Source organism: Pseudomonas sp. 50_B (assembly GCF_017491625.1).
GTDB classification, from domain to species: Bacteria; Pseudomonadota; Gammaproteobacteria; order Pseudomonadales; family Pseudomonadaceae; genus Aquipseudomonas; species Aquipseudomonas danubii.
Map to the genome: position 1 here is coordinate 382175 of NZ_JAFGYX010000003.1, position 11728 is coordinate 393902.

Here is an 11728-nt window from a genome sequence, read left to right on the forward strand (position 1 = left end):
GCGACCCCGCCGGCGCTTGACCGAAGATCAGCCGAGCCGGCACGGCCTTACTGGGTGATGGTCATGCTGCTGGTGGCCTGGACCGAGCCGTAGCGGATGCGCGGATAAGTCGGATCGGCGTAGCTGAAATCCATCACCGTGCCGACGGAGCCGAAGTACAGGGCCTGGCAACTGAAGTTCACCGCCACCTGGCCGCCGTAAGGGGTGACCCCGATGGCGACCTGGGTCGGCCCGGTCCATTCGATCTTGCACCCCAGCGTGCCGCCTGCTGCGCCGGCGTTGTATCCGCGACAGTTCAAGGTGGCGTTGCCGTTGCTGGTATTGGGAAAGCCTGCCCATTTGGCGATGGCCAGGTTGGCCGAGCAGGACGTGTTGACGCTGCTGGCGCCCGGGGCGAGCTTGTAGACCCCGGACGGTGGCGCAAGCGTTGCCGTGACGGGCGTCAATGGCAGGGCGGCAAGGCTCGATGCCGCCTGGTTTTCCACCACGGTGGTGGGCGACGGCGGGAGCTTGCACACCACCACTGCGCCGACGTCGTCGGACTTCTTCAACTCACCCAGCGCCGTGATATCGGCGCCGCCCTTCGACTCGCAGAAGAGTTTGCGTAACTGGGCTTTTTCTTCGCTGTCCGATGTGGACGAGGCCTGGGCCAAAGGTGCAAGGGCCAGGCCAATGACGCCAGCCATCAGCACGCTTGAAAGTTTCATGATCGATTCCTTATCGAGGTTATGACTGGCTGCACCCTATGAGCACCAGGCGGTTTTTTTCATGACAAAAGCTCGGGTGTTGCGCGCAAACAGGGCCGCGGGGGTTTTGCTCTTTCGGGACTTGACCTGATGCCGCTATCTGCTGTTGAATGCGCGCCCTAAAGCCTCTGCAACCTTTTCTCCAAGTGGTGAAGCCAGTGCCCTACGCCAGCCAACACGCCTGATACCGACGACGGTCCATCCTGCCTGATGGCTGCCCGTGCCTATGCGCGGCGGCGCTTGATTGCCATGCCTGCCTGATCCTGTCGTTGGTTTTTCTCTGTTTTCGAGGACAAACCCATGCACATGGATATTCGTGCCACCGCGCACAACCTGGAACTGCTCAAATACCCCCGCACGCCCCATCTGCAAGGCTCGCGCCTGCAAGATGGCGACACTGACACTGGCCAGGTGCGCTATGCCGCCCTGGCCGGGCAGTGGTTGGTGGTGGAAGAAAAACTCGATGGCGCCAACGCCGGCATCAGCTTTAGCGCAAGCGGTGAGTTGCGCCTGCAATCTCGCGGCCACTACCTCACCGGCGGTGGGCGCGAGCGCCAGTTCAATCTGTTCAAGCAGTGGGCCGTGGCTCACGAACACTGGTTGCTGGAGCGCCTGGAAGATCGCTTCGTGCTGTATGGCGAATGGCTGCACAAGAAGCACTCGGTGTTCTACGACCGCTTGCCACATTATTTCTGCGAGTTCGATGTGTGGGACCGCGCCACAGGGCTGTTTCTCTCCACCGCGGCGCGCCGGTGCCTGCTCGAGGGAGGGCCGGTGCTGTCGGTGCCGGTGCTGTACGAAGGCCCGGCGCCGCGCCGGCATGCCGAGCTGATGGCGCTGGTGGGCGATTCGCTGGCCAAGACCGAGCGCTGGCGCGAGGTGTTCGAGCAGGTGGTGCGCCGCGAAGGCCTCGACCTGGCCCGTGCCTGGCGCCAGTGCGACCGTTCCAGCCGCATGGAAGGCCTGTATCTGAAGCTCGAGGACGAGCAGCAGACCCTCGGCCGGCTCAAGTGGGTACGCCAGGACTTCGTCCAGGCCATCATCGATGCCGACCAGCACCATGCCAACCAACCCTTCATCCCCAATCAACTGGCCGACGGCGTCGACCTCTATGCCCCGCGCCTGTCCATGGACTGGCAGGGCCCACGCCACGGCTATTGAAGGAGCATCCCGATATGGATATTCGACAACTGCAACAACTGGTGCCCGAGCCGGGGCGCGATATGGATGCCGCCGCCTGCCTGGCGGCCATCCCGGCCCTGGCGCGTCTGGCCGATACACCGCAAGACCCGACCTACCACGCCGAGGGCGATGTGTGGATTCATACCCGTCTGGTGGTCGAAGCATTGCTGGCGCAACCCGCCTACCAGCAGGCCAGCGCCGAGCAGCGCTTTGTGCTGTTTTTCGCTGCCCTGTTGCACGACATCGCCAAGCCCGACACCACGGTGATCGACCCGGATACCGGGCGTATCGGCCAGCCCGGTCATTCACGCCGGGGCGCGGTGGATGCGCGGCTGCTGTTGTGGCGCGCCGGTGTGCCGTTCGAGTTGCGCGAGCAGATCTGCCGCATCATCGCCGTGCACCAGGTGCCGTTCTTCGCCCTGCAGGGTGATCGCAGCGGCCGCAGCGCTGAGTTCCTGTTGCACAAACTGTCCTGGGAACTGCCGCTGTGGATGCTCTGTGCCGTGGCCGAGACCGATATGCAGGGTCGCAACTACGCCGGCAAGGCCGATGTACTGGACGCCATCGAACTGTGGCGCGAACTGGCGCGGGAGGAGGGCTGCCTGCACGGGCCGCGAGCCTTTGTCGACGACTACACACGCATTCAGTACCTGCGTGGCGCCCGGGTACACCCCGACTACCCGCTGCACCCGCCGCAGGGCTCCTCGGTGGTGATGCTCTCGGGCCTGCCGGCCAGCGGCAAGGACACCTGGACCGCGCAACATTACCCGGAGCTGCCGGTGGTGTCGTTCGACGACGCGCGCCAGGCCCTGGGCCTGCGCCACGGACAGAACGAAGGCGCCGCTGCGCATTACGCCATCGACCGGGCCAAGGCCTTGTTGCGCGAGCACAAACCCTTTGTGTGGAACTCCACGCACCTGTCGGCGCAGATGCGCAACCGCACCCTGGACTTGCTCTATGGCTACGGCGCCGAGGTGGAAATTCTTTACCTGGAACGGCCCGAGGACGAGATCATGCGGCGCAACCAGAAGCGCGACACCTCACTGCGCAACGAAGATATCCGCCGCATGTTGTTCAAGTGGGAAGTACCGCTGCCGACCGAGGCGCATCGGGTGGTTTATCAGGCGGTGGAGGGGTGAGTGGCACTTACGTTAAAAGCTTTAAAAGTTCTATAGCAGGGCAAAAGAAAATAAATTAATGACTTAACAAGTACGGATGGAGCCCCTCCTGAAAATGAAGCTTACAGATATCTACAGTAAAATAATCAGCGAAGAACCGTACAACGACATGGATGTATTCTTCGAGAGCTATGAAAGCTTTGAAGAAATTCCACTTGTGTCAAGATACAGTCGCTTAAAGCTCTTGAAGGATGAGCTGGGCGACAGCGGCGCTTCTAACTTTCTGACAGGGCTCGCTGTGTTTCTTTTGAATACTTTAAGATTGTTAGAAGTATCTAGAAGTGAAAGTGTGTTTTTTGCCGTGACCTTTACAGACTTTGCGGGATTGGAGGAACAAGGCATTCTCATACCTAATATATTTATTTATCCAAAGCCGGCCTCAGTCGGTTTTTTGGAAAAAATACGAGAAAATAATGGAGATCTTGAGTCATGGGAGTTGCAGGAAGTAAAAAGGTATTTTTCCAACTACGGGGTAGAAACTGCTTTTGATTTTTATGAAAGTAGATTTCATGACGCCGTCTGCTCAGAGGAATCTGTAAGGGTCTTCGCTGTTCCCAGGACTTATTGAGTGCAAAGAACTCGTCACGATGATCGACACGCTGAACTGCGTCGTCTGCGAGCAGAACTCAAGCGCGTCCGCAAAATCCATGACGATCTGCGCGAGGTCGGTGAAGATTGTGGTCATCATCGTGTGGCGTTGGCGGTTTGGAGGCGTAAACCTAAGCAAGAGGTGATGATTCATTCCGACCTAGGCAGCTAGTACAGCAGCTCCGAGTGGCGAAAATTTGATTGCCAGCAAGATCAGCTGTCGCTGGGGGAGTTTGAAAGCGTTACGCAATGAGTTTGCAAGGTATCTAGAGAATCCGGGGCGATTCAGTGGCATATGATTTAACATAATATACATTATGCGCATCATAGTATTAAATCGACTGACCTACGTTGCTCTGGTAGAAACCAGGAATACAGGCCCCGACCAAGGATTGATCATGGAAGCCAGAACCCTGTTCATCAAAGCCAGCCGTATCACTGAGTCGACGCTCGATCCCGTTCACATTGCCCGTAACAAGTCGGCGAATGTCGAGACGACTATCTCGCTGGACACCAACATGCTCATCAGCATGGAAAAAGTCGTCAAGCATGGCAACAAATGGGCGTCTGTCAAAAAACAAGGCCTGCAGAATCTAGTGAAGCTATTGCATCGTTGCCCGCCTCAAAGTGTTTGCTTGTCACCTGGACTGGCCCTTAGCGAAATGCCCCCAGAGCTGGCACGTCAAGCAAGTGACGCCTATGAGCTTTTCTGCGCCCAACACCTGCCTCAGTTCATTGATACGCCGAATGCAGTTCACACCTTGTTCCAAGGCAAAAAAAAAGATTACGGTTATGACGACTTGTCGTCTGACGCCAAGGTTACGCTTGCAGTACCGTATGCCAGTCTGATTTATCTGAACGTTGCCGATCGAATGAAGTTGAAGCCCTTCGACAAGTTCAAATGGTTCATCGATAACCTTGAGGCGCATGTCGATATTCTGAGCGCCACTGAAATAGAAATCGCCAAATACTGCTTCGCAGAGCCCGACGCACATTCCCGGGAAACCATTGAGTTACGGCGCAAGGTCAGAAATAACTTCCTCAAAACTAGTGAAGAGAAACTGCCGACAACCGTGGCGGATGTAAAGGCGATTGCCTTCAACGGAGCCTCTGATATACGCCTCCTGCATGCCGCCAATATAACGGATCAGAACGGACTTGATGGAGTTCAACAAGACTGTTGGATAGCCACCAAAGACAAAAAACTGGTAGATTTCTGCAGTGTTTTCCATCATTTGAAAGCTGATGGTGAAGCCGGCAAATATGCCGCAAAGATGGTACATGCCGAGCATGTTGATGACCATTACTGGTTGGATGTCGATCGTTATGCGATTGAACGCGTAATGCAACGTAGTCATCACCATGACAAACGTGAATTCGATCACCGGCAACTACTCAATACTGTCGATAGCGCGTTAAATGCAGCCACTTTGGCATTTGGCTAATACTGCCCTCCTACTCTGAACACGGTTATGGGTTAACTCAACTAAATGGTTGTTTAGTTGAGTTAACAATATCTCCTATTCCCTACATGTCCCCTCATCCCGAAACTCTCTGCTTAGTTGATGTTTCACCCTGCCCGGGCGGGACGCCAACGCAGAACTCGGGAGTGTCCAACTATTTTGTATTAACAGTGATAACAAAACGCTATTAGAGGCCTTGTTCCTCGAACTCGCATTCAGGCCAAGAGCCTTTAAGTTATGCGGTCTACAGCGCTAAACGCGGTGTGTCCGGAGCATCGCCAGAGGGTCAAAAACGCCTTTCGAACGCTGGGTCAGCGACCTCGACAGACCAGGAAGCACACCTAGACTCTCACCCGGTTCAGCCAGCTGAATCATGCCCAACACACGAAAAGGATATTCAACATGAACGCCTTCACCTCGGTAAACACCGTCACCACCCCCCTGACCATCAACAGCCAGTCCACCGCGACCTACAACGGCGACCCCAACCAGACCACCAAAGTGACCTTCAGCTATCAGAACAACCTGCTGTGGGCCACCCAGGTCAACAACACCGCAACTGTCCAGACTCTCAGCGCCGACTCCTCCGCCGGTCCGGTCATCCTGCGCAAGGGTGCCCAGGTCAAGCTGCAGAACGTGGGTTCGGCGTTCAGCATCCTGTTCACCGGGGAGATCGTCGACAGCGGCTCGGAAACGCCGTTCAACAACACCAACATCGGGACCTTCACCCTGTCGTGATCGACTCGGGCTCCCTGACCGGAGCCCATTTGCGAGGCCGGCAGCGCCGGCTTCGCTTCATGCAATACGGGACATGGACGGTACCCTCGCGTGACCAGGCAACGGATGCTCTACACCCGGATTCTCTGGGCAACCCTCGGCGCGATCCTGGCGACTGCAGCGTGGTTGATGACCACCGGCAGCCGTGCGCCAGTGGTGTTTAGCGACGGCCACGAGCAAGTCCTTTCCAGCACCGATGCCACCTCGCCCGCCGCAGATTGCGTCGACCTCTCGCCCTCCTCCTCTGCCGCCGCCAATGATCCTTGCGTACCGGGCCCCGTGCTGCTACCCGGGATGAAGGTCAATCGCCAGGTCGGTCCGGTGATGTTCGTGCTGGTGGTGGACAGCCACGAAGCCCGGGTCAATGCCCAGGTTTCCCTGGGCAACGCCGCCCTGACCGGCTTGAACATGACCGCCGCCGCTCCCACCGCCGACTTCGATCTGGCCAACGGCGATGGCCAGCGGGTCTGGGGCAGCCTGGGCGCCTTTTTCTGCGCACCACCCAACACTTCGCACCTGCTGGCCGACTTCACCATCGAGAACCTGCGCGACAGCGGCAAATCCGTGACCCAGGCCTATCGTGGCGACCTGATCCGCTGGCAGAGCCCGACCACCAGTGTCCTGGCCCGCTACCGCCAGCCCTTGCTGCCGGACCTGCAGGTGACCGTGGAACTGCTGGACCCTTACAAGGCCGACAGCAGCAACGCGCTGACCGCCCAGGTGAGCTTCTATTACGCCAGCGATCTGATCGACCGCTACACCCTCATGGCCACCGCCACCCCGGTAAGCCTGCGACAGTCCAGCGTCGGACCGGTGCGCATCGAGGGCGGACTCCTGGACTTTCGTCCCGCCACCCAGGAGCAGCAAGGGCAGCTCAGCCTGGATGGCACTTTCCAGTCCGGTCACAACCCACCGAACCACTACGTCGGCAGTGTCGCCGACTGGTCGTGGATCCGTGGCCGCGCCGACAATTGCAGGGGATAGACATGACCAGCACGTCCGACTACCAGCAGATCGCCCACAGCGCCGCCTACGCCCTGCCGGATGCCAGCGGCTATGGCTGGCGCGGTTATGTCATGCCCAAAGGCACCGCGCCCGGCAGCCTGCCGGCCAGCCTGAGCCCGGCCGATGCCTTCGACAAATATGCCGGCCATTACCTGTTCGCCCCCAGCGAACCGGCCGCCCTGCGCAGCGACCCCACGGCCTTCATCAACGCCCTGTACGACTTTCTGTTCGCCGTCGACCAGCGCAACTTCGTCGGCCGCGCGTTGCTGTGGTTGCCCGGGTCCAGCCTGCCGGCGCCCCAGGCCTTCAACAGCTACGGCCTGCGCATCAGTGTGGCGGCCCCCAGCCAGGTGCAGAACAACCTCAACCTGCGGCTTGGCGATCGCCTGACGTTCTTCGTCAACTTCGGCACCTACGTCAAATACGACCCGGACTTCAACGCCCTGCGCCTGAAATCCACTACCGGCATCACCATGGGCTTGAGCGACAAGCTGCAGGCCGACAGCGGCCTGCAACTGACACCGCCGCAACAGCCCCAGGCCTACGTGCCCCTGGACGGCAATCAGGCCGGCAGCCTGACCTACGCCTTGACCTACAGCAGCCAGCCCGCCCTCAAGTATTTCCCGACCGGCTTTACCTATGTGGCCAACACCGCGGGCGGCAAGAGCGTGCTCAATTACCCGGTGTTCAACCCCAGCGGCATGCCCGCCAAACTGACCATGGGTGGCGTGCTCGACCCATTGGACCCGCTCAATCAGAACATCGCCGCGGCGCAACTGGCCGCCGGACTGATCCGCACTGCCATCAGCTTCGCCAACACCGGCACGACCGCGTTGCCCAGCCAGTGGCGCAGCACCGCCGGCAACCCGATCAGCCTGATCCCGCTCAATGGCCTGGACGCCAACGGTTGGCCGCGGCCCTATGCCGCCAGCCTGGTGTTCTGTGCCCAAGGCGGCAGTTACAGCCTGACCCTGGCCGGCGACTTTGGCTTGAGCCTGCCGGCCGCCAGTGCCGGGCAGACCCTGCTGTGCGGGATCTTCGGCACCGAGTGGCTGAGCTTTACCGCCTACAACGCTTCCCTGAGCCCGCAAGACAACGACCGTTTGCGCCTGTTGGCGGCGCAACCGGCCTATGCCCCGGTGTTTCCGTTCCAGACCAGCAGCCTGGTCACGCCCACCAGTGGCGCGGTCAGCGCCCTGCTCAACGGCGAGCACCGGACCTCCTGGTGCAGCCTGGTGGCCGGCGCCTCCACCCCGGCCTACAGTGCCCAGCCCGACGGCAGTCCGCTCTATGGCCAGGGCCGCGGCAACGGCGCCACACCGCTGCTGGCTCCGGCCGCGCCGAGCACCCCGCTGCCCCAGGACGCCGGGTTTGCCTTCCCGCTGGTGCCGTATGCGGGGGTGAGTAGCAATGCCAGCCTCAACCTGACCCAATTCGAAAGCGAGATCCTCGCCGCCTCGCGCAAAAGCCTGATCAGCGCCGCGACCCTGCCGGGCAAACAAGCCGCGCGGGCCCGGCGCCTGCAGCGGCTGCTGACCACCGACGCGGCACCACCCAATCGGGCGACCACCCCGCAAGGCCTGCTGGTGGACCTGGACGCCGACGGCATCGGCTACGCCAAGGTGCTGCTGGCCCGCTCGCCATCCACCCAAGGACCGCTGGACTTTGCCTTCGTGCAGCCCAGCGAGGCCCTGCACGAGGCCTTGCAGACCAACCAGCTGTTTCTGGTGGGGGTCAATCCGCAGCCGTTCTTCACCCAGGGCGCCAGCTTCAGCAACCGCATGGACATCGCCGACTGGCGCTTTATCGCCAACATCGGCGTCGGCGTGCAAACCACCAGCTACCGCAATGTGCTGATCATGAAGTACTGCGCCGGCAGCCTGAAGGAGCGCATCGACAACCCCAATCGCTGGACCATGCCCGAGACGTTCTCCAAGACCGCGGACCTGGCGCCGGGCCTGGAAACCCTGGCCTACACCGGTTTGTCCCAGTGGCTGCAGGACTTCATCGCTGTCGCCGAGGCCAAGGCCGCGGCCAGCCCCGACAGCCTCTACGCCGACTTCGTGGCCCAGGTCAGCGACCCGGCCTGGAACGGCTTCATGGTGCTCAACGCCGACCTGCCCCTGGACAGCCTGCCCGAGCAACTGGCGGGCATCGCCGCCGGCATCGACTACAGCCGCTTCCTGGCCCACCATTTTGGCGCCAGTGTCAGCCGCATCAGCCAACAGGGCGACACCCTGGATATCCAGGGCATCTCCACCCTGTTCGGCCTGATCGACTACCAGAACCCCGCCTATGAGCAGGCCCAGGCCAATGGTGCGGCCCCGGACATGCCGGTGGCCCTGAGCACCAGCAACGGTTACGCCTTCAGTGTCCTGCAGCTGCAGGCGCTGTTCCGCCAATCCCGGCTGGTGACCTTCAACAGTCGTATCCAGCTGAGCCTGGACCTGCTGTTCGGCTCGCCGATCCGCGCCACCCTGCGCGCCGGCCAGCCCAGCGCGGTGAATGCCATGGTCCTGGACGGCAGCGCCCTGCAACAGAACGACACCACCACCTACGTGTTCGAGCAGAGCCAGAGCTACCTGTTCAACCTCGACAGCAACGTGCTGCCGGCCGCTTCGGTCAACCGCATTCAGTTCAACACCCTGGGCAGCCCGGACGGCGGTGTCACCACCGCCAGCCGCTTCCTGCTGTGGGGCAAGCTGGATTTCACCCTGCTCAAGACCGCGGACGGGCCATTCGACCTGCTGTCCTTCGGCAGCGCCGACGGCAGCCCGAGCAACCAGGGCCTGGCCTACACCAACCTGGAAATCGCCATGGCCTTTCCCAGCGCCACGCCCAATGCCGTGGGCTTTGCCTTCAACCCCGACAACCTCGGGTTCGACCCGGCCACCAGCCAGGTGCGCGGACAGAGTCTGTACAAGGGCTTCACCCTGCAGCTCAAGCAGTTCATCCAGGCACCGGCGCAGAAAAAGCCCGCGGACTATGGCTTCCTCCCGGTGCTGCCGCAGAACCTGGCGCTCAAGGCGCTGTCGGGCGCCTGGTCGGGCATCGTCTACAAGGTCACCATGGGCTCCCCCGGGTCCCTGGTGTCGGGCACCGGTTTCGAGTCCGACCTGCTGATCGCCTGGTCGCCCGGCAGCAAGAGCAGCGACGCCAGCCCAATGCTGTTTGTCGGTCTCAGCCTGCCCGGCGCCGCGCCGTCGGCCAGCGTGTTTTCCCTGCAGGGCATCATCAAGGTCTCCACCGGGCCGATCAAACTGCTGTACCAGACCATCCCCGGTCAGACCGACACCCAGGCCAGGTTCTTCAACCTGCAACTGACCGATATCGGCATCAAGATCCTCGGCATCGCCAAGTTGCCGCCGGGCGCCACCCTGCAGTTCTTCCTGTTCGGCGACCCGCAGTCCTCCGGCAGCCTGGGCTGGTACGCCGCCTACGTCAAAGACCCGCAGAGCAAGGCCGCCAACCTGCTAGCGATGGAGTCGGGCCAGTCCACGCAACCGGCATTGACCGGACCATCGGAGGTGACGCCATGACTCGGGTCCTGTACTGGAACATCGAGAGCTTCGGCTACAACAAGATCCGCCCGCTGAGCACCAAGCGCGATCGCAACGGTGCCTTCATTCCCGACCTCGACGCCGCCGACCGACTGGCCCTGATCCTGGCCCACATCACCGCGTTCAACCCGGACATCTTCGTCGTGGTGGAGACGGCCAGCGGTCCGAGCCACGGCCCCGGATCGCTGATCTCCCCCACCGGCGGCTGGCAGGGCTGCGCCGAACTGCTGCTGCGCATCCGCAACCAGACCGGCGTGCCCTGGAACCTGGTGCCGCCCCTGGTGGTCGGCCAGGCCGGGCGCGCCGAGGGCGTCGCGGTGTTCTACAAACCGGTGATCCCGGCGGGCGGCGGCGTGGCGGCGGGCAAGCGCCTGTTCACCGGCCCCAACGCCTGGTCGCCGGCGGGCAATGGCATCAGCTTCAACCCCCAGGTGCCGGCCCCGCCGGCCGCCGGCAACTACCCGGCGTTGCAGACCCAGACCTGCTTCAGCGTGCCCAATCGGCCCATTCCGGCCACGGCGCTGAACCCGGGCAACCTCAACGAGAGCCGCTGCGCGGCGCGGGTCGCGTTCGTCGACAATTTCGGCGCGGCGATCAACTACGGCGGCTTGCGCGAACCCTACATGGTGACCTTCTGCGAAACCGTCGACGGCCCGCCAGTGGTGGTGCAGCGCAACCTCACGCTGTTTGCCATCCACTCGCCACCGCAATATGTCGCGGCCAACGCCTACCTCAACGCCCTGGCCAATGTGCGCGACATCAGCGCCGCCCTGGGGGCGCTGGAAACCCGGATCATCACCGGCGACTTCAACGTCAACCTGTTGAGCCAGAACGGCAACGATCCGGGGCGCTATGGCGCCCTCACCGCCCTGGGCTACGGCTTGCAACTGCAACCTCCGGCCCTGGCTCCACCGCCGGCGCTGGAGGCCTACACCGGCTACTTCGCCACCCACCTGCGCAGTCGCAACGCGAGCATCTTCTGGTCGACCAACGCCGGGGCCGTGCCCTATCCGGGCTACCGCTATATCGGCTCGTCCAACAGCAGCAGCCTGTATTCCATCGACAACATCCTGGTGCGCGGCGGCGCGGCGGGCAACTTCACCATCGCCAACAGCGTGGTCGGGGTGCCGCTGAACGTGGTCAACCCCGCGCCCGGCGGTGCGCCCATGGGCCTGGTGGCCATGGCCAGCGATTTCCAGGCGCCGCCGGGCGCGGGGTTGACCACGTTC

9 protein-coding genes are annotated in these 11728 nt (G+C 61.8%); 8 read left to right on the forward strand and 1 reads right to left on the reverse strand.

Annotated features, from left to right (window positions below; all coding sequences use genetic code 11):
- Positions 1-47: 47 nt before the first annotated feature.
- Positions 48-707 carry a hypothetical protein gene (locus J5M73_RS06675; RefSeq protein WP_102865021.1) on the reverse strand — a complete coding sequence of 220 codons (660 nt, stop codon included), beginning with the start codon at positions 705-707 and terminating at the stop codon, positions 48-50.
- Between the two features lie 339 nt (positions 708-1046).
- Here J5M73_RS06675 and J5M73_RS06680 point away from each other — a divergent pair, with 339 nt between their 5' ends.
- From J5M73_RS06680 to J5M73_RS06720, 8 genes are all read left to right on the forward strand, one after another.
- Positions 1047-1907 carry an RNA ligase family protein gene (locus J5M73_RS06680; RefSeq protein ID WP_060839258.1) on the forward strand — a complete coding sequence of 287 codons (861 nt, stop codon included), beginning with the start codon at positions 1047-1049 and terminating at the stop codon, positions 1905-1907.
- A 14-nt stretch (positions 1908-1921) separates the two neighbouring features.
- Entirely contained in the window at positions 1922-3067 is a 1146-nt protein-coding gene (locus J5M73_RS06685) for an AAA family ATPase (protein WP_207815192.1), read from the forward strand.
- 94 nt (positions 3068-3161) lie between these two features.
- Positions 3162-3674 carry an Imm15 family immunity protein gene (locus J5M73_RS06690; protein WP_243433684.1) on the forward strand — a complete coding sequence of 171 codons (513 nt, stop codon included), beginning with the start codon at positions 3162-3164 and terminating at the stop codon, positions 3672-3674.
- A 418-nt stretch (positions 3675-4092) separates the two neighbouring features.
- On the forward strand, positions 4093-5139 hold the full coding sequence (locus tag J5M73_RS06700) for a hypothetical protein (protein WP_180988626.1): 1047 nt from the start codon (positions 4093-4095) through the stop codon (positions 5137-5139).
- 420 nt (positions 5140-5559) lie between these two features.
- Positions 5560-5895, forward strand: a complete 336-nt coding sequence (locus J5M73_RS06705) for a hypothetical protein (RefSeq protein ID WP_102865014.1) — start codon at positions 5560-5562, stop codon at positions 5893-5895.
- A gap of 90 nt (positions 5896-5985) precedes the next feature.
- The gene (locus tag J5M73_RS06710; protein ID WP_207815194.1) at positions 5986-6918 is read left to right on the forward strand and encodes a hypothetical protein; all 933 of its coding nucleotides are present in this window, start codon (positions 5986-5988) and stop codon (positions 6916-6918) included.
- A 2-nt stretch (positions 6919-6920) separates the two neighbouring features.
- Complete coding sequence (locus tag J5M73_RS06715) at positions 6921-10478, forward strand: hypothetical protein (protein ID WP_207815197.1); 3558 nt, start codon at positions 6921-6923, stop codon at positions 10476-10478.
- On the forward strand, positions 10475-11728 hold a 1254-nt coding region (locus J5M73_RS06720; protein WP_207815199.1), incomplete at its 3' end, for a hypothetical protein. The genes J5M73_RS06715 and J5M73_RS06720, both read left to right, overlap by 4 nt.

Bases quoted from the DNA above. Each gene is read 5' to 3' on its own strand.
- J5M73_RS06675 (WP_102865021.1), bottom strand. From the start codon at position 707: ATGAAACTTTCAAGCGTGCTGATGGCTGGCGTCATTGGCCTGGCCCTT.
- J5M73_RS06680 (WP_060839258.1), top strand. From the start codon at position 1,047: ATGCACATGGATATTCGTGCCACCGCGCACAACCTGGAACTGCTCAAA.
- J5M73_RS06685 (WP_207815192.1), top strand. From the start codon at position 1,922: ATGGATATTCGACAACTGCAACAACTGGTGCCCGAGCCGGGGCGCGAT.
- J5M73_RS06690 (WP_243433684.1), top strand. From the start codon at position 3,162: ATGAAGCTTACAGATATCTACAGTAAAATAATCAGCGAAGAACCGTAC.
- J5M73_RS06700 (WP_180988626.1), top strand. From the start codon at position 4,093: ATGGAAGCCAGAACCCTGTTCATCAAAGCCAGCCGTATCACTGAGTCG.
- J5M73_RS06705 (WP_102865014.1), top strand. From the start codon at position 5,560: ATGAACGCCTTCACCTCGGTAAACACCGTCACCACCCCCCTGACCATC.
- J5M73_RS06715 (WP_207815197.1), top strand. From the start codon at position 6,921: ATGACCAGCACGTCCGACTACCAGCAGATCGCCCACAGCGCCGCCTAC.